The organism is Streptomyces griseofuscus, assembly GCF_014673495.1.
In the GTDB taxonomy this organism is placed as follows: domain Bacteria; phylum Actinomycetota; class Actinomycetes; order Streptomycetales; family Streptomycetaceae; genus Streptomyces; species Streptomyces murinus.
Genome location: NZ_CP051006.1, coordinates 5,023,145 through 5,045,520, shown reverse-complemented (window position 1 = coordinate 5,045,520; position 22,376 = coordinate 5,023,145). Strand labels below are relative to the sequence as shown.

Sequence of the window (22,376 nt, the reverse complement as noted above, 5' to 3'; positions counted from 1 at the left end):
GGGCAAAATAGTTGCAGTAGCCACCTGGGTGGGCCGGGAGGGGCGAAGGAGCGGCCCAGAACGCCGAAGGACCTCCCGCACCACGGATGGCGGGAGGTCCTTCGGGTCGTGCGTCGAACAGCGGCTGACCTGGGGTCAGGAAGCCTTGGCCTCGGTCTTCGCGGCGGCGACCGGCGCCGGCTTGGCGGCCTCGTAGAACTCCTCGCGGGGGTTCTCCATGGCGCCCAGGGACACGACCTCGCGCTTGAGGAACATGCCCAGCGTCCAGTCGGCGAAGATGCGGATCTTGCGGTTCCAGGTCGGCATCGCCAGACCGTGGTAGCCGCGGTGCATGTACCAGGCGAGACGGCCCTTGAGCTTGATCTTGGTCTTGCCCAGGACGATCATCGCCACGCCCTTGTGCAGGCCGAGACCGGCGACCGCGCCCTTGTTGGCGTGCTCGTACTCCTTCTGCGGGAAGCCCCGCATACCGGAGACCACGTTGTCGCCGAGGACCTTGGCCTGGCGCAGCGCGTGCTGGGCGTTCGGCGGGCACCAGGCGTTCTCGTTGCCCGCCTTGCGGCCGACGAGGTCCGGCACCTGGGCGTTGTCGCCCGCGGCCCAGATGTAGTCGGTGCCCTTGACCTGGAGCGTGGGCTCGCAGTCGACGTGGCCGCGCGGGCCGAGGGGCAGACCGAAGCGGGACAGGGCCGGGTTCGGCTTGACGCCGGCGGTCCACACGATCGTGTTGGAGTCGACCTCGAGGCCGTTCTTGAGGACCACGTGGCCGTCGACGCAGGAGTCCATGGAGGTGGAGAGGTAGATCTCCACGCCCCGGCTCTCCAGGTGCTCCTTGCCGTACTGGCCGAGCTTCGGGCCGACCTCGGGAAGGATCTTGTCCGCGGCGTCCACGAGGACGAACCGCATGTCCTCGCGGGAGACGTTCTTGTAGTACTTGGCGGCGTCGCGGGCCATGTCCTCGACCTCGCCGATGGTCTCCGCACCCGCGAAGCCACCGCCGATGAAGACGAAGGTGAGCGCCTTGCGGCGGATCTCCTCGTCGGTCGTGGAGTCAGCCTTGTCCAGCTGCTCCAGGACGTGGTTGCGCAGGCCGATGGACTCCTCGATGCCCTTCATACCGATGCCCTGCTCGGCGAGGCCGGGGATCGGGAAGGTGCGGGAGACCGCGCCCATGGCGATGACCAGGTAGTCGAACGGCAGCTCGTACGCCTCGCCCACGAGGGGGGCGATCGTGGCGACCTTGCGGTCCTGGTCGATGGTGGTGACCCGACCGGTGAGGATCTCCGCCTTCGGCAGCACGCGTCGCAGCGGGACGACGACGTGGCGAGGGGAGATGCTGCCGGCGGCGGCTTCGGGGAGGAAGGGCTGGTAGGTCATGTACGACCGGGGGTCGACGACCGTGACGGTCGCCTCGCCGTAGCGCATCTTCTTGAGAATGCGCCGAGCTGCGTACAGGCCTACGTACCCACCGCCTACTACGAGGATCCTGGGACGCTCCGTGGTGCTCATGGCATCGAGTATCCACCCGCTCAAGGGGGGTGGCTCGTGCGCCCCTTCACAAGGTTCTGGAGGGGCTGTGCTAAACTCCGCGGCCCGCGTGACGCAGATCATGTCGCCGAGGAGGAACCGCGAGGCGGTTCGTACCGTTGTCAAGGCCGTGTGAGCTGCTGGTCCGGGTCTTCGAGGTGATCGTAGAGACTCCGGTGCGCCCCGTGGAACCCCTCCTTCCGGCCATCTTTGCGCGCCTCATCTGAACATGTTCAAACGGGTTTTGACCCCCCGGAAGGGCCAAGCGGCCCCCTTCGGGAAGCGGTCAGGACCCATTTCCTTGTGAAGAACTTCACGAAGGTTTCCGCCGGGGTGCGAACGAGGGGCCCCTGGGGGCCCCTCGAAGGCGCTCAAACGTTATCCGACCTGCTCAGCCGGATGCTACTGGCGGGTAACAAAAGAGAGCTACGCCACCGACCAGGCGATGCCGTCGAGGATGTCGTGCTCGCTGACGACGACCTCCTCGGCGCCCGTGCGCTCCATGATCGCGAGGAGCACCAGGGAGCCGGCTCCGATGACATCGACCCGGCCCGGGTGCATGGAGGGAATGGTGGCGCGTTCGGCGTGGGTGGAGTGCAGCAGGTGCTCGGTGATCTCGCGGACGCGGGCGCGCGAGACCCGGGAGTGGTGGATGCGCGCGGAGTCGTAGTCCGGCAGGTCCTGGGCGATCGCGGAGACCGTGGTGACCGAGCCGGCGAGGCCGACCAGGGTGCGTGCCTCGCGCAGCGGGACGGTCTGCTCGGCCAGGTCCAGCGCGGCCTCGATGTCGGCGCGGATCGCGGCGATCTGCTCCTCGGTGGGCGGATCGGAGACCTCGCCGCCGTGCACCAGGTGCCGTTCGGTCATCCGTACGCAGCCGATGTCCACCGAGCGCGCGGCGCGCACCTTCTCGTCGCCGACGACGAACTCGGTGGAGCCGCCGCCGATGTCCACCACCAGATAGGGCCTGGCGAGATCCGTACGGCCGGTGAGCTCCCGGGTCGCGCCGGTGAAGGAGAACTCGGCCTCCTGGTCGCCGGTGATGACCTCCGGCTCCACCCCGAGGATGTCCAGCACACCGCGCACGAAGTCCTCGCGGTTCTCGGCGTCCCGGGAGGCGGAGGTGGCGACGAAGCGCAGCCGCTCGGCGCCGTGCTCCTTGATGATCGCGGCGTACTCGCGGCACGCGGCGAAGGTGCGCTCCAGCGCCTCGGGGGCGAGCCGGCCGGTGCGGTCGACGCCCTGGCCGAGCCGCACGATCGTCATCCGACGGTCCAGGTCGACCAGTTCGCCCGTCGCCGGGTCGGCGTCCGCGACCAGCAGCCGGATGGAGTTCGTACCGCAGTCGATCGCGGCGACCCGGGTCACTGCGCCTCCCCTTCGGGCTCCTGCGCGAGCGTCACGCACGCGCCCTTGCGCCACCACTCGGGCAGCATCGCGATCGCCTCGTCGCCGAGCGGGTTGACGCCGGGTCCCGCGGCCAGCGAGTGGCCGACCAGGACGTGCAGGCACTTCACCCGGTCCGGCATGCCGCCCGCGCTCGGGAAGCCCGCCAGGACCTCGATCTCGTCCCGGCGCCGGATGTAGTCCTCGTGCGCGGCCCGGTAGGCGGCGGCCAGCTCCGGGTCGCTCTGGAGGCGCTCGGTCATCTCCTTCATGACGCCGTTGGCCTCCAGCGTGCCGATGGCCGAGGCGGCCTTGGGGCACGTCAGGTAGTACAGCGTCGGGAAGGGGGTGCCGTCGGGCAGGCGCGGCGCCGTCTCCACGACGTCCGGCTGACCGCACGGGCAGCGGTGCGCGATGGCGCGCAGACCCCGCGGGGGGCGGCCGAGCTGCTGCTTGAAGGCCTCGACGTCCGCGTCGGTGGGCTCGGTGCGCGGGGTGGGCGGCGGAGGGGTTTCCATGACTGCTTTCAGAGTGGCTTTCTGTGGGTCACCGGCCGGAGAGCCGGATCACTGGTCGGGGCCGGATCACTGGTCGGAGGCGTCGGACTTGTCGACGCCGTCCCAGATGTTCGTGTACCAGGGCCGGTGGGCGGCCTTGAGGTCGGTGCGGGACTGCCGGGCCGCGCCCGGGTCGACCACCACGTACCCGGTCTCGCCGGGCATCACATAGTGCAGACGTTTGCGGATCTGCTGCTCGGCATAGGCGTCGTCCTGCCAGCGCGCCTTGAGGTCGCGCAGCTGTTCGACTCGCTTGCGGGCATCGGTCTGCTGCCGCTGGAGGTCGGAGATCTGGGCGCGCTGCGAGACGTACTGCCGCATCGGGTAGGCGAGCGCGACGACCAGCGAGCACAGCACCAGCGCGAGCAGCGCGGCGCGGCCGGTCAGCCGGGAGCGGCGCGCCTGCCGCTTGGTCTGCGAGCGGTAGACCCGGGCGGCCGTCTGCTCGCCGAGCAGCCGGAGCCTGGTCGCGGTGGAGAAACGGTCCCGGTCCCTTGCGGCCATGTCGGCTCTCCGCCTCCCCTTTCACGCCCTGCTCGGGCGGTCGCACACGTGCGTACGTCCCCGGACACGGTACGGGACCGGGTACGGGGACGTACGTACGACTGGCCAAGAGGTGGCCCGGGGTGGGCCGGCGCCTCAGCCCTTGCGGTACTTACTGGTTCGCGGAGCGAAACCGCGGGAAGGCGCTGCGGCCGGCGTACACCGCGGCGTCGTCGAGGATCTCCTCGATGCGCAGCAGCTGGTTGTACTTGGCGACGCGCTCGGAGCGGGCCGGGGCGCCGGTCTTGATCTGGCCGCAGTTGGTGGCGACGGCCAGGTCGGCGATGGTGACGTCCTCGGTCTCACCGGAGCGGTGGGACATCATGCACTTGAAGCCGTTGCGCTGGGCCAGCTCGACGGCGTCCAGGGTCTCGGTCAGCGAGCCGATCTGGTTGACCTTGACCAGCAGGGCGTTGGCGGAGCCCTCCTCGATGCCGCGGGCCAGGCGCTCGGGGTTGGTCACGAACAGGTCGTCGCCGACGATCTGGACCTTGTCGCCGAGGCGGTCGGTGAGGACCTTCCAGCCGCTCCAGTCGTCCTCGAACAGCGGGTCCTCCAGGGAGACCAGCGGGTAGGCCGCCACCAGCTCCTCGTAGTACTCCGTCATCTCGGCGGCGGAGCGCTCCTTGCCCTCGAAGAGGTACTTGCCGTCCTTGTAGAACTCGGAGGCGGCGACGTCCAGGGCGAGGGCGATCTGCTCGCCGGGCGCGTAACCGGCTTCCTTGATGGCCTCGAGGATCAGGTCGAGGGCCTCGCGGTTGGAGCCGAGGTTCGGGGCGAAGCCGCCCTCGTCGCCGAGACCGGTGGCCAGGCCCTTGCTCTTCAGGACCTTCTTGAGGGTGTGGTAGACCTCGGCACCCCAGCGCAGCGCCTCGGAGAAGGACTCCGCGCCGATCGGGGCGATCATGAACTCCTGGATGTCCACGTTGGAGTCGGCGTGCGAGCCGCCGTTCAGGATGTTCATCATCGGCACCGGCAGCAGGTGCGCGTTGGGGCCGCCCAGGTAGCGGAAGAGCGGCAGGTCGGACGCCTCGGAGGCGGCGTGCGCGACGGCCAGGGAGACGCCGAGGATGGCGTTGGCGCCCAGCGAGCCCTTGTTGTCGGTGGCGTCCAGGTCGAACATGGCCTGGTCGATCAGGCGCTGCTCGGTGGCGTCGTAGCCGACCAGCTCCGGGCCGATCTGCTCGATGACGGCGAGGACGGCCTTCTCGACACCCTTGCCCAGGTAGCGGTTGGGGTCACCGTCGCGCAGCTCGATGGCCTCGAAGGCGCCGGTGGAGGCGCCGGACGGGACGGCGGCACGACCGGTGCTGCCGTCGTCGAGGCCGACCTCGACCTCGACCGTGGGGTTGCCTCGGGAGTCCAGGATTTCCCGGGCTACGACGACGTCGATGGACGGCACGAGCATCTCCTTCTTGGATGTGACGCTGGAAGTGCGGGGCGGCGGCCGTACGGCTGCGCCTTGCGACTAGAGCCTAACCGTCCCGGGGTCGCCGGCCACCGACCGACCGTCTGGTGGGCGACGGGGACATGCAGACGGTATCCATTGTTCACCACCGGAACAAAGGGGTTCGCGGATGAGAGCTGACTGAAGTCCCGGAAAACACAAGACCCCACCCCGGCGCGAACGGGGGAAACGCGCCGGGGTGGGGGGTTTGGGGGGGGACGGGGGCGGGCCCTTAGGGGGTACGGCGTCAGGGGCCGCCGCTCCCGAGGGGCCCGGCGGACCAGACGCCGGGGAGCGGCCACCCGGCGGGTCCGTACGGCCGGGCCGCCGGACGAGCCCCGTACAGCGGGGTCCCCGGCGGCCGTGGCCGGGTCGGGCTACTTCAGGTGGAGCTGCTGGCCCGGGTAGATCAGGTCGGCGTTGTCCACGATGTCCTTGTTCAGGTCGAACAGCTTCTTCCAGCCGCCGGCCACGTGGTGCCCGGCCGCGATGGAGCTGAGGGTGTCGCCCTTGACCACCTTGTACTCGCCGTCACCCTTCTTGACCTTCTTGCCGGTCGGGGTGGTGACGGTCTTGCTCTTGCCGGTGGACGAGCCGGTGGAGGTGCTCGTGGACTTGGTCGGCGCCGGGGTGGTGCGCTGCGTGGAGCGCGTGGCGGCCTGCTCGTCCGTGGAGCGGGTGGCGGTGCTGCCCGACGACGAGGGGGTCGACGAGGCGGAGCCGCTGTACGGGGTGCTGCTCAGGCCCGTACCGCAGACCGGCCAGGCGCCCTTGCCCTGCGCGGCGAGGACCTTCTCGGCGACGGTTATCTGCTGCGACTTGGTGGCCTGGTCGGCGCTCGACGCGTAGGCGGTGCCGCCGTACGCGGCCCAGGTCGAGGCGGAGAACTGGAGGCCGCCGTAGTAACCGTTGCCGGTGTTGATGGACCAGTTGCCGCCGGACTCGCACTGGGCGACCGCGTCCCACTGGGAGGCGGTGGCGGCGGAGGCGGTGCCGGTGGCCATCAGCGGCGCGGCCACGGCGGCACCGGTGACACCGGCCAGCGTGACGACGCGGACGGCCTTGGACGGACGACGGTGCTTGCCCTTGCCGGAAAACAGCATGGAACGATCCCCTCACCGACGCCTGCGAGGTGAGCTGTCGGGTTCGGGCCGGTTGAGTTGCCCGGCCACCCCTCCTCATGGAGGCGTGGCTTCACCCCAAGCCGGTCCGGCATCAACTGCCGGGCCCGGCACTTACCTTGGGTCCCCCGCTCCTGCCTGCGGCGCTTGACGCGACGACTGTTCCCGGGCAGCCGCTGGCAGGATTCGGCGTTGCGGCCGCCGGGGCTCGTGGTGACGAGCGGCCTTGACCGTAGCCAGGTGATCCGCGGGATTGTCAAAGACGATCAGGGCTTCTGAGACTCATCCCACACTTTCGCCAAATCGGACATTTAGCGATCAAGTGGGGCGTCAACTAGCCCTGGTCCGCGCCCGTTTCGTCACTGACTTTCAGGGTCTGACCGGCGGTGATGTGGTTCGGGTCGGCGCCCACGACCTTCATGTTCGCGGCGTAGAGCGCGTGCCATCCGCCGTCGACGCCAAGGGAGTCGGCGATGGCGCTCAGCGAGTCGCCCTGGCGCACGGTGTAGCTGCCCGGCTCACGGGAGGCGTGCCGCCCGGAGTTCGAGTCGTTCTGCCCGTTTGCCGTGCTTTCGTCCGCGTTGCCACCACGGTGGCGGCCGGTGAGGGCCCCGGTGTCGACCAGGTTCCAAGAGCCGACGGTCTGCTGGGGGTTGTCCGGGGTGCCGGTGGACGGCGCGGGGGTCGCGGAGCCGTCGGCGGGCGCGGACGGCGTGGCCGGGGCGGAGGGGTCCGAGGAAGACGGGTCGGACGAGGACGGGCCGGACGGGTCCGAGCCGGAACTGCCGTTCCCGGGCTTGCCGGTGTGCTTGCCCGGGTTCGGGCTCGCGTGCTTGCCGGTCTGCTTGCCGGAGCCGTGGGTCGGCGAGGAGGAGGGGCCGGTGGAGTCCTTCCCCGAGCCGGTGCCCGAGCCGGTGCCGGTGCCCGCGTCGGAGCCGGTGCCGGTGCCGTCCTGGTCGCCGCCCTGTGTGCCCGCCGGGGTGGAGGGGTCGGGCAGTCCGGACGGGTCGGTCGTGGCGCCGCCCTGGTCGCCGCTGTGGTCGCCGGTGCCCGGATCGACGTTCACGGAACCGGAGTTCGAGGTCAGTCCGGACAGCAGGGCGCAGGTGGCCCAGGGCGAGGTGCCCTTGTCCTTGAGGATCTTCTCGGCCACGGCGATCTGCTGCGAGCGGCTGGCCTGGTCGGCGGAGGAGGCGTACTGCGTGCCGCCGTAGGCGACCCAGTCGTCCTGGGATATCTGGAGGCCGCCGTAGTACCCGTTGCCCGGGTCGGCGCTCCAGGCGCCGCCGCTCTCGCAGTTGGCGACCTTGTCCCAGGTGGTGCCGTCGGCCGCGTGGGCGCTCGCGGCGCCGAGCAGCGGGATGGCGATGGCGGAGCCGGTCACGCCGGCCGCGACGAGGAGGGCCGGAGCCTGACGGGGGCGGCGGTGACGACCGTTCCCGGAGATCATGCGGAAGCCTTTCGTACGACGGCGGGGACCGGCGCGGCGGATGGTGCCGGGTCGCCGCGCTGAGGGGTGAAGGTAGCCGCACACGATCACTTGTCACAAGTTCATGCCGCGCGGATAACGCGAAGATCACAGGATTGAACGTCTGCCCCTCCGCTCCGTCACGTCCTGTTTCACCCGTCGGGCACGGCGGCGCCTCGGCCTCGGGGCGCGGGGCTCCCGGAACCATGGAACCGACCTGATTCCGGGGGGCTGTTCACCCAGGAGGACACACGATGCGGCACACCCGGTTGCACGGCGAGTCCGCGGAGTACCTCGCCGCCCGCGAGGAACTGCGCCGCGCCGAGATCGAGCTGATGCGCGAGCGCGAACGGGTCGCGGCCCTGCGCAGGTCGCTGCCGCCGGGTGCCGAGGTCGACGACTATGTCTTCCTGGAGGGCCCGGCCGACCTGGACGCGGGCGACGCGCCGGCGCGCGAGGTCCGGCTGAGCGAGCTGTTCACCGGCGGCCCGGAGCGGCCCCTGCTCGTCTATCACTTCATGTACGGCAAACGGCAGACCGACCCCTGCCCGATGTGCACCCTGTGGATCGACGGCTTCGACGGTGTCGCCCGCCATGTCGCGCGGAACGCCGACCTGGTGGTGGTGGCCGCCGCCGACCTGCCCACGCTGCGAAGGCACGCCCGCGCCCGCGGCTGGTCCCGGCTGCGGTTGCTCAGCGCCGGGGACAGCACCTTCAAGTACGACCTGGGCAGCGAGGACGAGGACGGCGTCCAGGACTCGACCGTCTCGGTCTTCACCCGGGACGCGGACGGCTCGGTCCGGCACCACTACTCCGCGCACCCCCGGATGGCCGAGGACATCGACCAGCGCGGTCTCGATCTCCTCAGCCCCGTGTGGCATCTGCTCGATCTGACCCCGGGCGGCCGGGGCGACTGGTTCGCGGGCCTGGACTACTGAGCGGGCGGGGTGAACTCCACCGGCAGGGTGCGCAGGCCCCGCATGATGAGTCCGCCGCGCCAGCGCAGCTCGTCCGGGTCGGCGGCGAGCCGCAGATCGGGCAGCCGGGTCAGCAGGGTGGCCAGCGCGGTCTGTCCCTCCAGGCGGGCGAGCGGGGCGCCCAGGCAGTAGTGGATGCCGTGTCCGTACCCGAGGTGCTGGTTGTCCCGTCGGCCGAGGTCCAGGGTGTCCGGGTCCTCGAACCGCTCCGGGTCCCGGTCGGCGGCGGCCAGGACGACGAGCACCGGGTCGCCGGGCGCGATCTCCTGCCCGCCGACGGTGAGCGGTTCGGTGGCGAACCGCCAGGTGGCCAGCTCCACCGGGCCGTCGTAGCGCAGCAGCTCCTCCACCCCGGTCGCCAGCAGCTCCTCGTCGCCGCGGGCGAGGGCCTCCTGGAGGCGGCGGCGCTGCTCGGGGTGGGTGAGCAGGGCGTAGGTGCCGTTGCCGATCAGATTGACGGTGGTCTCGAAGCCGGCGAACAGCAGGATGAAGGCCATCGCCGCGGCCTCGTTCTCGGTGAGGTGTTCGCCGTGGTCGGAGGCGCGGATGAGGCCGGAGATCAGGTCCTCGCCGGGCGCGGGCTCGGTGGGCAGCGCCTCGCGCTTCTTGTGGATCAGCTCGGCGAGGTAGCCGCGCATCTTCTTCACCGACCGGGCGACACCGCCCCGGGGTCCTCCTCCGTGCCGGATCATCATGGCCGCCCAGTCCCGGAAGTCGTCCTGGTCCTCGCGCGGTACGCCGAGCAGGTCGCAGATGGCGTAGATGGGGAGCGGGAAGGCGAACTCATGGATGAGGTCGGCCGAGCCGCGCTCGGCGAACCGGTCGATGAGGTCGTCGGTCAGCTCCTGCACCCGGTCGGCGAACTCGGCGACCCGGCGGGGCGTGAACGCCTTGCTGACCAGTCGGCGCAGCCGGGTGTGGTCCGGCGGGTCGATGTTCAGCAGATGCGTCATCAGCTCGGCCTTGCGCTCGCCGGGGATGCCGGTCTTGCCCTTGGCGTGCTCGGGCTCGTCGTGATGCGCCGGGTTCTTGCTGAGCCGCTGGTCCGCGAGCGCCTGCCGGGCGTCCGCGTACCGCGTGACCAGCCATGCCTCCACCCCGCTGGGCAACCGGGTCCGCCGCACGGGCGCGTGCTCACGCAGCCACGCGTACGCCGGGTAGGGATCGGCGGCGAACTCCCAGGTGAACAGCTCGGGAGCGGCGGGAACGGTGTCATCGGGGGGAAGCTGGTCGGTCACTCCTCGACGGTATCCGGCAACCCCTCCGCCTTCCGTATCGCGTCCCGGTACGTGCGGGCCGCGGCGCGCAGGGCGGTCTCGGGGTCGGTGCCTGCGGCTTCGGCCCGGGCGGCGAGGGCGAGGAGGGCGTACCCGATGTCGTCGCCCTCGGGGAGCGGGACGTCGAGACCGGCGAGGCGGGCGCGGGAGGCGAGTTTGGCGGCGAGGGCGAGGCCGGGCTGGCCGAGCGGGATGCCCTCGGTGACCGAGGTGCGGCGCTTCTCCTCGGCCTTGGTGCGCAGCCAGTGCGCCTTGACGTCCTCGGGGGTCTCGGCCACCGCGTCGCCGAAGACATGGGGGTGGCGGTGGATGAGCTTGGCGACGATGCCGCCCGCCACGTCGTCGATGGAGAACGGTGTCTCGGGGTGCTCCTCGGCGATCCGGGAGTGGAAGACGACCTGGAGCAGGACGTCGCCCAGCTCCTCCCGCAGCTCCTCGCGGTCGCCGGCCTCGATCGCCTCGACCAGTTCGTACGACTCCTCGATGCCGTACTTGGCCAGGCCCTCGTGGGTCTGCCGGGAGGACCAGGGGCATTCGACGCGGATGCGGTCCATGACCTGGACGAGGTCGAGCAGCCGGGCGCCGGGCAGATCGTACGAGGCGGGCAGCAGCTCCAGATCGGGCATGCGGACCCGGCCGGAGCCGGCCAGCCGGGCCAGGCCGTCGGTGAGGGCGGGCTCTCCCTCGCCCGTGGCCACGACCACCACCGTGCGTCCGCCGGCGCAGGCGTCGATCAGCTCCTGCGCCGTGGGCGCCGCCTCGGACACCTCGATACCGGCCTCCCGCAGATACGGCAGCTGCGGATGGGCGCCGTCCGCGCACAGCACGGTGTCCGCGGCGCGCAGCGCCTCCCACGCGGGCCAGGACAGCAGGCCGGGGGCGACACGGTGGCTGGTGGTGAGGAGGACGATGCGGCCGGGGTCGGCGGCGGGGCTGGATGCGTTCACGATCCGAAAGTAACCCACCGCCGTGACGAGTGGATTCGGTTATCCACAGGGGCACCCGAGTCGTGTGATCGTACGACCTACGCCGTGACCGGTCCGCCGCCCGACACCGAGGTGACCTCCCGCACCCACGGCGTCTTCGCGTCCACCCGGCTGCTCTTCTGCACGTCCCAGGTGCCGTAGCGCGGGTTGACGTCGATGTGCAGTTCCCCGGACGCCTTGGACAGGGCCTTCCAGAAGGCGGGCTGGGTGGTGTCGGTGCCGAGCCGGGCCGCGAGCTTCTGCGCCTCCAGCTGGAGGCGGAGGTTCTCGTCCAGGTGCGCGGGGGCGATGCCGTACTTCTGGAGCCAGGTGGTCTGGAGGCCCTTGGAGCCGCCCGCCTGCTGCTCCAGGCTCGCGCGCAGCTGCTGGACCTCCTTGCGGGTGACCGAGACGCCCTCGTCCTGCGCGGCCCGGTGGATCACCTGGTCCAGGACCATGTTGTGCAGGGTGTCGCGGGTGAGACCGCTGGTCTGGGTGAGCACCTGCTGGTACTGGCCCTGGTCGGGCAGCGCGGCCCGCTGGGCGTCCCGGACCTCGCCGACCCGGTTCTCCAGCTGCGCGACGGTGATCCGCTGTCCGCCGACGACGGCGGCCGCGCCCGGGTGCACGTCGCTTCCGCAGGCGGTCAGCAGGGGGGCCGCGGCGGCGATCGCGGCGGTGAGGACGAGCGCGGTGCGACGGCGGCGGTGCAAGGGGGCCTCCAAGGGAGATTGCAAGGACAGGTGCGGCGCGCCAGCGCCTCCGCCAGGGGTGGTGGCCGGGCGACGGGCGGGCGCACAAAGTCTTGCGGTGATCGATGGTAGGCAGTGGCGCTGCTCCGGCCAACCCATTCGACCAACGATTCACCGCGACTTCGGGCACCGGCGCCCGCCCGCGAGTTCGCCGGTCAGCCCGTGATCGCCACCGGGCCGTCCCACGCGTCCCGGTCCACGGTGAGGGTCACCCCGCCGTGCGCCTCCTTGCTGTTGACCATGTACTGGTGGCCGCGGCTGTGCCCGGTGTACTGCTTGGCGCCCCAGGGCCAGTCCGTGGTCGTGGTGTTCTGCTTGTCGTACAGCGCGTACCAGAGGTTGCCCGGCAGATCCGTCTTGTCGGAGGCGGTGGCGATCGCCTTGGCGCTGGAGCTGGTGAAGCCGTAGAACCCGGCCCGGTACGTCTTGGCGTGCAGCTGCTTGTCGAAGGCGCGCACGTATGTCAGCACGGCGGTGTTGCACGACGTGTTCGCGGTGTCGTACCCCTCCATGTCGAGGTAGACGGGGCTGCCCGCCCTCATGCCGAGGGCGGCGGCCTTGGCGACGGCGTCGTTGGCGTCCTGCGTGCCGAGGGCCGCGGCGTTGGAGGCGGTCATCTTCTCCGGGTCGGAGCCGGACCGGCAGGGCGGCTGGGCGCCGACGTAGATCGGGACGAGCTTCCAGCCCAGGGAGCTGACGGACTTCACCCAGGAGGCGGTGAGGTTGGGCTGGGCGCAGCCGCGGTTCTTGCCGCCCACGTAGACGGCGGCGGCGCCGTAGAAGCCGGTGTGCCATGCCTTCATGGTGGACAGCGAGGGCGCGGTGCAGGTGTCGAACGCCCGCCCGGTGAAGGTCTTCTGGGCCGGCCAGGTGGTGGCGGCCATGGAGGTCTGCGCGGCGAGCCCTGCTCCCGCGACGACGGCGGCGCCCGCCACCGCCCAGGTGATGTGTCTGCGCTTCTTGGACTGCCGGTGTCCGGCCATGGTGCCCACCCCTGATGGTTCTCTGTGCGATGCCTGCGCGATGCCTGTGCGACGTTCGTACGCGGGGCCGAATGCGCCCGGATGACTTTAGCCGCGTACCTGGCCCAGCCAGTGCAGGGTGCGGCGGATCTCGACGGCCATCGGGTGGCCGGGGCCGCCGAGGCGTTCCACGTCCAGCACCAGGCGGGCGAGGGTGTCGTGCGCGGCGGGCCGGTCGCCGAGGGCGAGCAGCAGATGGCCGATGCGCCGGCGGACCTCGTGGGCCTGCTGCGGATCGCCGGAGACGTACTGGTTCTCGTAGTACGGCAGCAGGGCGCGGTACTCGGCGAGCGCCGCCGCGGGTTCGCCCAGTTGTTCGAGGCAGTGCGCGGCGTCGTAGCGGAAGCGCAGGGACGCCGGGTCGGCCTGGCCGGCCTCGGCGGCGCGTTCGTCGGCGAGGCGGCGCAGTTCGGGCAGGGCCCGCCGGTACTGGCCGTCGTCCATGAGGGTCGCCGCGTACTGCTTGCGCAGGGTGCGCACCACCGGGGAGTGCTCGCCGTGCTGTTCGGCCGCGGCGGGCAGGATCGAGCCCAGGATGTCGACGGCCTGGGTGATCCGGCCCTCCCCCAGCAGGCGCTTGACCTCGTCGACGGCGGCGGCGACATCGGGCTTGCCGGTGGCCGGGGCCGCGGGTGCGGCGGGGGCCGGCCGGTGCGCGGGGGTGCGGGCGCGATCGGGCCAGGGGGCGTGCGGGCGCAGGAAGGGGCGCGTGGGGTCCAGGGGCGCTCCGCTGGGCATGCCGCGCGCGGGCAGCAGCGGCGCCAGATGCTCGTACACCTCCTGTGCGGAGTCCGGCCGGCGCTGCGGGTCCTTGGCGAGCAGGCGCAGCACCAGGCTCTCCAGCGCCTCCGGGACCTCGGGGCGGATCCGGCGCACGGGCAGCGGCGGCTCGTACAGGTGCCGGTGCAGCACGCCGAGCGCGGTGGCGCCGGTGAACGGCACGTCGCCGCTGAGCAGTTCGTGCAGCAGCACCCCGAGCGCGTACAGGTCGGTGTACGGGCCGACCGCGCCGCCCATGGCCTGCTCGGGCGCCATGTAGGCGGGCGAGCCGATCGGGGAGCCGGTGTGGGTGAGCCGGGTGGTGTCGGTGTCCATGACGGAGGCCACGCCCAGGTCGAGCACGGTGACCAGGCCGTCCTGCTTGACCATGACATTGCGCGGCTTGAGGTCGCGGTGGACGATCGGCACGGCGTGTACGGCGCTGAGCACGGCGCACAGCTGCGCGGCCACCGCGACCGCCCACGGCCAGGGGTAGGGGTCGTGCTCGGCGAGGTGGTCGGCGAGGTCGGCGCCGTCCACGTACTGCATGACGAGGAACAGTTCCTCGCCCTCGCTGCCCGCGTCGTGCACGGTGACCAGGCCGGGGTGGTCGACCTGGGCGGTCACCCGGCACTCGCGCTCGAAGCGGCGGCGCAGCTCGTCGGCCTCCTGGCCCGCGACCTTGTCGGGGCGCAGCAGCTTCACGGCCACCCGCCGGTCGAGCCGCTGGTCGTACGCCGTCCACACCTGGCCCATACCGCCCTGGCCGATGAGGGTGGAGAGTTCGTAGCGGCCGGCGACGAGACGTCCTGTCGCCACGGTCACCTTTCGATTCCGTCCTCACGCCGGCCGTCGTGCTGTCCGTCGTGCTTGCGCAGATAGTCGCTGAGTTCGTCCAGCTCGGCCCGCACCTGGTCGATGCGCGCGGGGGCGGGGCGGTGCGAAGGCGGCACGACCGGCGGCGGGCCGGGCACGGGGGTGTGCGGGGCCGCCGGGGGCGGGGTGGGCATGCCGGACATGGCGGGGGCGGCCGGCATGGTGGGGGCGGCCGGCATGGTGGGTATGACGGGTGTGGCGTACGGCCGGGCCGCCGGGCCCGGGTAGCCGTACGCCGGTGCCGAACGGGCCGCGAACTCCCGCTCGCGGCGCCCGTAATGGCGTATCTCCGCGATGAGGTAGTACGTGGTCGCGGAGACCAGGGTGATGAGCACCAGCCACATGCCGAGGGTGCCGCCGACGCCCGAGGCGTCGTCGGACGGATCGTTCGCCACCAGGACGATGGCCGCGATGTCGGCGAACAGCGTGGTCACGAACAGTCCCCAGTCCAGGGGCCTGCGGGTGACGGCGGCCAGCCGCAGCAGCATCGCCCAGGCCAGGAACCCGATGCTGAGGAATCCGGCCGCCACGAACAGCACGCGCAGCAGGACCAGCACCGCGAGATGCGGCGGCTTCTTGGCCGGCTGTCCGTAGCCGTGGCCCTGCATGGCTGCTCCTGTTGCCCGAAGTCCCTGGTACTGGCGTGCGGATCGAGCATATGGCCCGGCGCCGACAACACATCCGGGATGTATCAAACCGTTGTCAGGGATCAGTCGGGGGCGACGGTGCCGTCCGTGAGGCCGTCGTACATTCCGCGCACCAGATGGTCCCCGAGCCGGCTCGCGTGCCGCAGCGCCCGCTCGAACTCGTCCAGGGCGTGGAACCGGGCGCCGTAGCGCCGCTGTTCCGCCAGCGGCAGCCGGGGCAGCTGGAGGCGGCGCACATCGAGGCGGGTGGCGGTGGAGGCGTAGCTGCTGGCCTGCCGGTTGTTGGCGGTGCCGCGCAGGAATCCGGCGAGGAACCAGGGGTCGAGCGCCGTGGGATCGGGGCGCAGGAGGACGAGGTTGCGCCCCAGGGCGGCGCCCGCCGTCGCCTCTTCGATCACCCGCGCCACGGAGCCGCCGCCGAGCACCGGTACGACGACGTCGCCCGGCTCGGTCAGCACGGCCTCCTCGTCGCTCTCGGGCAGCGTGCCCGAGGGCGCGGTCGCGGCGAGGACGTCGGTGTCGGTGAGCGCGGGCAGCCGCGCGTGGCCGCCGCTGCCCCCGGTGCGCATCACCAGTGCGCCGGCGCGCGCCAGTTCGCCGATGGTGGTGAGCGGCCAGCGCACGGGCGGGGCCGGGTCGGCGGCCGGCGGGGTGAGGTCGGTGGTCAGACGCAGGGTCTCGCCGAGGCGTTCGCGCACCGCGGCGAGCTGCTCGGCGCCGTCGGCCACGGCGGGCGGCGGCAGATGGCGGGCGGGCGCCAGGTCCACGTCGTCGTCGAGGAGCTCGATGACCGGCACCGAACGGGCGAGGCCCGGCCGCTCCGCCAGCCGTCCCGCGCGGGTGAAGGCACGCCAGGCGTCCAGGACGGCCTCGCGCACCGCCGCCCAGTCCGGGCCGCCGCGCGCCTCCCCGGCGAACCGCCCGGTGTCCATGAGCAGCACCTCGGGCGCGGCCGGGTTCCGCTCGGGCCGGCACAACACCCAGACGTGCAGCGGGATGTTGTACGGCGGCGCCGCCCCGACCGGGAGCGCGAGCACCGCCCGCAGCGCGCCCCGGCGCAGCAGGTCGGCGCGGATCCGGCGCCCGGAGCGGCGGGAGGCGGCGGCCGGGGGCATCAGCAGGACGGCCGTGCCGCCGTCGGTGAGCCGGGCCAGGGCGTGCTGCACCCAGGCCAGCTCGGACTCGGTGCGGGCCGGGAAGCCGTACTCCCAGCGGGGGTCGTAGGCGAGTTCGTCGTGGCCCCAGTTGCGTTCGTTGAACGGCGGGTGGCACAGCACCACGTCGGCGCGCAGCTCCGGGAAGGCGTCGGCGCGCAGGGCGTCCCCGGCGGCGGCGCGCACGCCGGCGCGCGAGTGCAGCGCGAGCCGTAGTGCGGTGAGCGCGGCGAGGTCGGGGGCGCTGTCCTGGGCGTGCAGCCACTGCTCGGGGCGGGTGTCCACGGCCCGCAGCAGGGCGCCGGTGCCGCAGGCCGGGTCCAGGGCGGTACGGGCCGGACCGGCCAGGTCGGCCATGAGGGCGGCGAGTTCGGCCGGGGTGAGCGTGTACTGGCGGGGGTTGGCGTCCAGATGCCGGCCCAGCAGGAACTCGAACGCCTGCCGCGCCCCCACCTCGACGGCGAGTTCGGCGGCGCCGCGCAGGAGGGGGACGGAGGGGAGGAGCGGGGGCGGGGTGCTCGGGGAGCCGGAGGCGCCGGAGGAGTCGGGGATGTTCACATCGGGGGTCGTCGGCGCGGTGTTCACACCCGGGGCTGTCGATCTCCTGTCCGTCGCCTGAGAGCCGTCCGGCGTGTTCACATCATCCGGCGCCCCGACCCCGGACATCAGCACCCCCGCCAGCGCCCCGAGCCGCGGGGTCAGCACCTGCGCCAGGGCGCCCGGCAGCAGCCGGGCCAGGCGCTCGTCGGAACCAGCGCTCGCCGCCAGCCAGACGGTGGAGCGCTCATGGATCAGCAGCAGCGTGCACCCGGCGTGCACCAGCGCGGTGAGCGGGCCCTCGGGATGCCCCGCGAGCTGCTGCCAGACCCTTTCGCGCAACGGGACTTCGGCGAGTTTCCCCTGCTTGCGCAGCCATCCCTCGACCTCCGCGAGCGCGAAGGAGGGGCTGGTCTCGGTGCCCCCGACCGGCTTGGGGAAATCAGCGTGCCGACGGCGCCAGTTGCTGACGGCGGCCCGGCCCACTCCGGCGAGCCGCGCGATACCGGCCGCGGTCACCTCTGTCGCCTGATCCTGCACCGGCCCCGCTCCCCTCGTCCCGTTTGTACCGAGCATACCGGCGTACACAAGATCCCTTCATTCACAGCGTGTTCGCTGCGGAACACCGTGAACCATGTTGACTCGGTTCACAGGCTCTGCTGTTATTGACCCAGCGAACGCTCATCCGTTCGTATTCCACCAGCCCTGAAGGACTGTCATGCGTCTCTCGTCCCGTGCCGCCACGCTGCTCGCCGTCGCCGCGGTCCTGCCCCTGGCCCTCACCGCCTGCTCCACCGGCTCCACGGACGCCTCCGCCCCGAGCGCGAAGCAGACCAAGGCGAAGGACCCGAACGCCGGTCTGCTCACGGGTACGCAGCTGAAGAAGCTGCTGGCCCCCGCCTCCGCCTTCCCGGCCGGTTACACCGTCGAGGACGACAACACCGCCGACAGCGGCGCCGAGCTGCTCTCCACGTCCGCCCGGAAGACCACGAAGCCGGACTGCGTCAGCCTGGAGAGCACGTCCTGGATACAGGTGACCGGCTACAAGAACAGCTCCTCGTTCGCGCAGAACGACTATGTGAACGCGCAGAAGACCGAGGAGGTCGCCCAGGAGATCGACGAGTTCCCGGCCGCCCAGGCGAAGGACGCGATGAAGCAGATCGAGGCCGTCGCCACCCGGTGCGCCACGTTCACGGACACCGACGCGCACGCCAAGGTGAAGGTCGCCGGCAAGGCCACCGCCGGGCTCGGCGACGAGGCGTACACGATGACGCTGACGAGCGGGAAGTGGCAGAACGGCACCACCCTCGTGGCGGCCCGCTCCGGCTCCTCCGTGGTCACCGTGCTGTCCACGGCGGGCAGCGACAACGGCGCCGCCTCCGCGAAGAAGCTGACGACGACGATCCTCGCCGGTCTGAAGAAGTAGCCCGCCCGCCGTCCTCCGTCCCGTCCCCCCGAAAGGGCGCCGATGCGAAGGGTGCCGATGGAAGAGGTGCCGATGCCTCTCCGTCCCGCCGGTCCGGCAGCCTCCGGACCGGCCGCGGGGCGCGGCGCGCCGGGAGCCTCCCTGCGCGCCGCGCTCGCCCTCGGGCTGCTGCTCGGGTTCTATCTGCTGGCCCTGGCGCTCCTCGTCGCAGTGGCGGCCCTGGACGTCGTACTGGCCCGGGGCACGTTCACCGTCGTCACCGTCGAGGGCTGGCTCGGCTCGCTGGCCGTCGCCTGGTGCGTGCTGCGGGTCGTCGCGCTCGGCCGGCGGCGCGAGGAGGGGCGGGAGGGACCGCCGGGTCTCTCGCTGACACCCCGGGAGCAGCCCGAACTGTGGGAGCACGTACGGCGGCTGGCCGAGCGGGTGGGCACCCGGCCGCCCGCGGAGATACGGATCGTCCCGGGTGCCGTCGCCATGGTGCGGGAGGACGCCCGGTGGCTCGGGCTGGTCCCGGGCGAGCGGCGGCTCTTCCTCGGCGTGGCCCTGCTGCTGGGTCTGCCCGGGGCCGAGCTGGACGCCGTGCTCGGGCACGAGCTGGGCCATTACGCCCACCATGACACCCGGTTGGGCCATGTGGTGGCGGCGCTGCGCGGCCGGCTGGCGCACACCGTCGGCGCGCTGCGGGAGCGGGCCGCGCGCGAGGAGGCGGAGGAGCGGGCGGAGTTCGCCGCGAAGACCGCCCGGCGCCGTGCGGAGGGCAGGCCGCCGCCCCTGAGGCGGGGCGGTACGCGAGGGCCCGACCACTACCTGGCGCTCGTCTTCACCGCGTACGCGAAGCTGTGCCTGCGCCTGACCGAGGCGGTCAGCCGCCGCCAGGAGTACGCGGCCGACCTGGTCGCCGCCCGGATCGCCGGCCCCGCCACCACGGCCGCCGCCCTGCGCCGCGTCCCCGCGCTGGAAGCGGCCGACGAGCTCTATCTGAACCAGTACGCCCTGATGGGCTGGGACGCCGGACTGCTGCCCCCGGAAGGGCAGTTCTACGGCGGGTTCGCCCTGCTGCTCGTGGACGACACCCGCCGTGAGCAGCTGGCGGCACTGGCGCGCGAACCACTGCCGGAGGAGCCCGGCGAGGACCGGTCCCCGTACGCCTCCCACCCGCCCACGGCCGACCGGATCAGGGCACTGGAGTCACTCCCCGACGACGGCCGTACCCTCACCCTCGTACGCCGTCCGGCCACCGCCCTGCTCCGCGCGCCGGACCGGCTCCTGGCCGGCCTGGAACAGGCCACCCTGAGCACGGAAGCGCTGTCCAAACACCGGGTCCCCTGGGCCGAACTTCCGTGGCAGGCACGCCGGGATATTGCCGCGCGGGAGACGGAACCGCTGCTCGCGGCCATGGCCGAGCTGACCGGTGCCCCGGCCGCCCCCGGCGTCATCGCCCTGGGCCACCTCCTCGACCTGCTCGACCGGGGCCTGCTTGACGAGTTGGCCGCCCGGCTGCCGCGGTCCGAGCGGGCCGCCCGCAGCAGTGGGCGCGCGGCGCGCGAGTTCGCCCGTACGGCCTTCCGCTCGGCCCTGCGCCAACTGGCGCTGGGCGCCGCGCTGGAGACGGGTCTGTGCCGGTGGGAGCTGTGCTGGGCGGGGCCCCCGGTGCGGCGGACGGCGCCCGCGTGGTTCACCGAGGACCTGCCGGCGGCGCTGGACCGGGCGGTGGCCGAACCGGCCGTGACCGCGCCCTTGCGTACTCTGCTGCTGCGCGGCGGCGCCCATGGACCGCTCGACGGCACCGGACCGGCACCCCACACCCTGGCCTGACGGCCGCTCGCCCGCCCTCCCCGGTCACCTCCCCCAGGCGGCCCCGATCACCCGAGAGACCCGTTCATGAACGTCCTGATCGACATAGCCGGCGTCGGCGTCCTCGCCTACGCGGCCGTCACCATCCCGCGCAACATCCGCAAGGCGCGCGCCCAGAAGGCCGAGGAGAAGGCCAAGGCGCCGGTCACCATCGACGCGGCCGCCTACGGCCTGGTGCCCGCCGCGCGGCTCGACAAGCGGCACGCGGGCCCCGACCCCGAGGCCGACGCCGTGGCCGCGGCCGCCCTCGCCGGTGACTGGCGGCGGGCCGCCGGCTATCTCGCGAACGCGGGCCGCGACTGGGATCTGCGCTGGTACCGGCTCGGCATCCTGGTCAACGCCGCCGTCGAGGACGACTCCTGGGTGAAGGCCTGGCGCACCGAGTACCCCGGCGACCCGTCCGCCGCGCTCGTGCACGCGGACGCGCTCGTCTCGCTCGCGGGCGAGGTCCGCGGCGCGCAGCTGGCGAAGCACACCACCTCCGAGCAGTTCGAGGGCTTCCACCGGCTGCTGGCCGAGGCGCTGCCCGCCTGCCGTGAGGCCGCCCGGATGGCGCCCGAGGACCCCTGCCCCTGGATCGCGCAGATCACCATCGCCCTCGGACTCGGCTGGGCGCACGACGACTTCCGCGCCCTGTGGGCCGAGATCACCGCGCGCGACCCGCACCACTTCGGCGCCCATGTCAGCGCGCTCCAGTACTGGTGCGCCAAATGGCGCGGCTCCCACGAACTGATGTACGCGTTCGCCGAGCAGGCGGCAGCCGCCGCCCCGCCCGGCAGCCCGCTGCCCGTGCTGCGCCTGTACGCGTTGTTCGAGCACGCCTGCCGGGAGGCCAAGGGGCCCGTGTACGACCAGCCGTTCGTGGACCCGGCCATCGACGCCACCCTGGACGCCGTGGCCCGGATCCCGGCCGGGCATCACCGGCTGCCGCTGGTACGGCATCTGCTGGCCAAGATGCTGTTCGAGAGGAAGCGGTACGCGGAGGCGGTGGAGCAGTTCCGGGCGGTCGGCGGGTACGTCGGCAGTGTGCCGTGGACGTACTCCGGCGACCCGGTGAAGGCGTTCGTGCACGCCCGTACCAACACCTTCGTCGGCTGGGAGAAGGCGGGCCGCCCGGCCCCGCCGCCGCGCGCGCACTGACGACGGGAATGGCCAGACAGGCCCTAGCGGGCCTTGAAGCGCGCGGGGGCCTCGGTCGGGTTGCCGCCGGAGGGCAGCTTCTGGTTCGGGCAGGCGGTGAGGACCTTCTCCATCGCCGCCTTCTCACCGGAGGTGACCCACAGGCCGTACTTCTTCTTCACCGCCACCTGCGTCGCCACGTACGAGCAGCGGTAGTCCTTGTCCGGCGGCAGCCAGGTGGCCGCGTCGCCGTCGCCCTTGCCGCGGTTGGCGCTCGCGTCGACCGCGATGAGGTTGAGCGGATCGTTGGCCAGCGCGATCCGCTTGTTGGCGTCCCAGTACTTGGCGCCCTTCTGCCAGGCGTCCGAGAGGGCGACGACATGGTCGATGTCGACCTTGCTGGCGCCGCGCCGGTAGGTGATGTCCTTGCCCGAGTACGGGTCCGGGTCCAGCAGCCCGTAGGTGACCTTGCAGGTGCCGCCGGTGAACTTCACGTCCTTCAGATCGCGCTTGAGGATGTCGTCCCGGGTGTCGCAGGAGTTGGAGTCCGTGTCCGCCCACGCGCTGCCGAACCGCTCCCGGGAGTAACCGGTCTTCGGGGCACGGCCTTTGACGGGCAGCGCCTTCACGGCGGTCAGCACGACGCCGCCGCCGCTCTTCGGTTCGGGGCCCGAAGCCCCCTTGTCCTGGCCCGACTTGCAGCCGGTCGCGGCGGCCAGTACGACCACCGCACAGACCGTCGCACTCTTCAGACGCGTCATGCCACGCCCCCCTTGCTCGCCCTGTGGGTCCGCCCTCGGAAGCGGGGCGGATCGTTCCGCCCCTTACGGTAACTGCCCACTACGGAGCGGCAGATGGGTCCCAAAGGGAGGATTCAGGGGCAAGCGGGGCGTGAGGTGGGGCACACGGCGGCCATGGAACGGCGCACGGACCGTTCGTCCGTGCGCCGGCTCACTCCCGGG

At 72.2% G+C, this 22,376-nt stretch carries 19 protein-coding genes and 1 riboswitch; of the genes, 4 read left to right on the top strand and 15 right to left on the bottom strand.

The genetic code is table 11. From position 1 onward, the window contains the following. Positions 1 to 135: 135 nt before the first annotated feature. The 7 genes from HEP81_RS22625 to HEP81_RS22595 form a co-directional block, all read right to left on the bottom strand. Positions 136 to 1,509 carry an NAD(P)/FAD-dependent oxidoreductase gene (locus HEP81_RS22625; protein ID WP_078967253.1) on the bottom strand — a complete coding sequence of 458 codons (1,374 nt, stop codon included), beginning with the start codon at positions 1,507 to 1,509 and terminating at the stop codon, positions 136 to 138. A gap of 444 nt (positions 1,510 to 1,953) precedes the next feature. Beyond that, positions 1,954 to 2,895 (bottom strand): Ppx/GppA phosphatase family protein, encoded by a 942-nt coding sequence (locus HEP81_RS22620; RefSeq protein WP_037653714.1) that lies wholly within the window; start codon positions 2,893 to 2,895, stop codon positions 1,954 to 1,956. Further along, a complete protein-coding gene (locus tag HEP81_RS22615) occupies positions 2,892 to 3,431 on the bottom strand; it encodes a DUF501 domain-containing protein (protein ID WP_037653715.1) in 540 nt (179 codons plus the stop codon). Before HEP81_RS22615 ends, HEP81_RS22620 begins: the two co-directional genes overlap by 4 nt. Before the next feature lie 66 nt (positions 3,432 to 3,497). Next, positions 3,498 to 3,974 carry an FtsB family cell division protein gene (locus HEP81_RS22610; protein WP_037653718.1) on the bottom strand — a complete coding sequence of 159 codons (477 nt, stop codon included), beginning with the start codon at positions 3,972 to 3,974 and terminating at the stop codon, positions 3,498 to 3,500. Between the two features lie 151 nt (positions 3,975 to 4,125). Continuing rightward, entirely contained in the window at positions 4,126 to 5,421 is a 1,296-nt protein-coding gene (gene eno / locus HEP81_RS22605) for a phosphopyruvate hydratase (RefSeq protein WP_037653719.1), read from the bottom strand. A 416-nt stretch (positions 5,422 to 5,837) separates the two neighbouring features. After that, positions 5,838 to 6,563, bottom strand: a complete 726-nt coding sequence (locus HEP81_RS22600) for a LysM peptidoglycan-binding domain-containing protein (protein ID WP_037653720.1) — start codon at positions 6,561 to 6,563, stop codon at positions 5,838 to 5,840. Between the two features lie 4 nt (positions 6,564 to 6,567). Beyond that, positions 6,568 to 6,737: riboswitch (cyclic di-AMP (ydaO/yuaA leader) on the bottom strand. A gap of 178 nt (positions 6,738 to 6,915) precedes the next feature. Next, the gene (locus tag HEP81_RS22595) at positions 6,916 to 8,031 is read right to left on the bottom strand and encodes a LysM peptidoglycan-binding domain-containing protein (protein ID WP_037653721.1); all 1,116 of its coding nucleotides are present in this window, start codon (positions 8,029 to 8,031) and stop codon (positions 6,916 to 6,918) included. A 272-nt stretch (positions 8,032 to 8,303) separates the two neighbouring features. Between HEP81_RS22595 and HEP81_RS22590 the strand changes: the two genes are divergently transcribed. Further along, complete coding sequence (locus HEP81_RS22590) at positions 8,304 to 8,987, top strand: DUF899 family protein (protein WP_037653722.1); 684 nt, start codon at positions 8,304 to 8,306, stop codon at positions 8,985 to 8,987. Here the strand turns inward: HEP81_RS22590 and HEP81_RS22585 are convergent. The 7 genes from HEP81_RS22585 to HEP81_RS22555 form a co-directional block, all read right to left on the bottom strand. Further along, a complete protein-coding gene (locus HEP81_RS22585; protein WP_037653723.1) occupies positions 8,981 to 10,264 on the bottom strand; it encodes a cytochrome P450 family protein in 1,284 nt (427 codons plus the stop codon). The genes HEP81_RS22590 and HEP81_RS22585 overlap by 7 nt on opposite strands. Beyond that, positions 10,261 to 11,250 (bottom strand): nucleoside triphosphate pyrophosphohydrolase, encoded by a 990-nt coding sequence (locus tag HEP81_RS22580; protein ID WP_037653724.1) that lies wholly within the window; start codon positions 11,248 to 11,250, stop codon positions 10,261 to 10,263. The genes HEP81_RS22585 and HEP81_RS22580 overlap by 4 nt, the downstream gene beginning before the upstream one ends. A gap of 77 nt (positions 11,251 to 11,327) precedes the next feature. Beyond that, positions 11,328 to 11,981, bottom strand: a complete 654-nt coding sequence (locus tag HEP81_RS22575) for a SurA N-terminal domain-containing protein (RefSeq protein WP_037653726.1) — start codon at positions 11,979 to 11,981, stop codon at positions 11,328 to 11,330. A gap of 194 nt (positions 11,982 to 12,175) precedes the next feature. Beyond that, the gene (locus tag HEP81_RS22570) at positions 12,176 to 13,003 is read right to left on the bottom strand and encodes a glycoside hydrolase domain-containing protein (protein WP_037653819.1); all 828 of its coding nucleotides are present in this window, start codon (positions 13,001 to 13,003) and stop codon (positions 12,176 to 12,178) included. An 87-nt stretch (positions 13,004 to 13,090) separates the two neighbouring features. Continuing rightward, on the bottom strand, positions 13,091 to 14,626 hold the full coding sequence (locus HEP81_RS22565) for a serine/threonine-protein kinase (RefSeq protein ID WP_037653728.1): 1,536 nt from the start codon (positions 14,624 to 14,626) through the stop codon (positions 13,091 to 13,093). Beyond that, positions 14,623 to 15,285 carry a hypothetical protein gene (locus HEP81_RS42180; protein WP_037653729.1) on the bottom strand — a complete coding sequence of 221 codons (663 nt, stop codon included), beginning with the start codon at positions 15,283 to 15,285 and terminating at the stop codon, positions 14,623 to 14,625. Before HEP81_RS42180 ends, HEP81_RS22565 begins: the two co-directional genes overlap by 4 nt. Before the next feature lie 101 nt (positions 15,286 to 15,386). After that, complete coding sequence (locus HEP81_RS22555; protein ID WP_037653730.1) at positions 15,387 to 17,555, bottom strand: N-6 DNA methylase; 2,169 nt, start codon at positions 17,553 to 17,555, stop codon at positions 15,387 to 15,389. A 178-nt stretch (positions 17,556 to 17,733) separates the two neighbouring features. Between HEP81_RS22555 and HEP81_RS22550 the strand changes: the two genes are divergently transcribed. The 3 genes from HEP81_RS22550 to HEP81_RS22540 all read left to right on the top strand — a co-directional run bounded on the left by HEP81_RS22550 (position 17,734) and on the right by HEP81_RS22540 (position 21,435). Continuing rightward, entirely contained in the window at positions 17,734 to 18,441 is a 708-nt protein-coding gene (locus tag HEP81_RS22550; RefSeq protein WP_037653731.1) for a hypothetical protein, read from the top strand. A gap of 72 nt (positions 18,442 to 18,513) precedes the next feature. Further along, entirely contained in the window at positions 18,514 to 20,256 is a 1,743-nt protein-coding gene (locus HEP81_RS22545; RefSeq protein ID WP_051850042.1) for a M48 family metalloprotease, read from the top strand. 66 nt (positions 20,257 to 20,322) lie between these two features. Then, on the top strand, positions 20,323 to 21,435 hold the full coding sequence (locus HEP81_RS22540; RefSeq protein WP_051850043.1) for a hypothetical protein: 1,113 nt from the start codon (positions 20,323 to 20,325) through the stop codon (positions 21,433 to 21,435). A 23-nt stretch (positions 21,436 to 21,458) separates the two neighbouring features. Here the strand turns inward: HEP81_RS22540 and HEP81_RS22535 are convergent, their stop codons facing one another. Continuing rightward, entirely contained in the window at positions 21,459 to 22,175 is a 717-nt protein-coding gene (locus HEP81_RS22535; protein ID WP_037653733.1) for an HNH endonuclease family protein, read from the bottom strand. Positions 22,176 to 22,376: the final 201 nt, after the last annotated feature.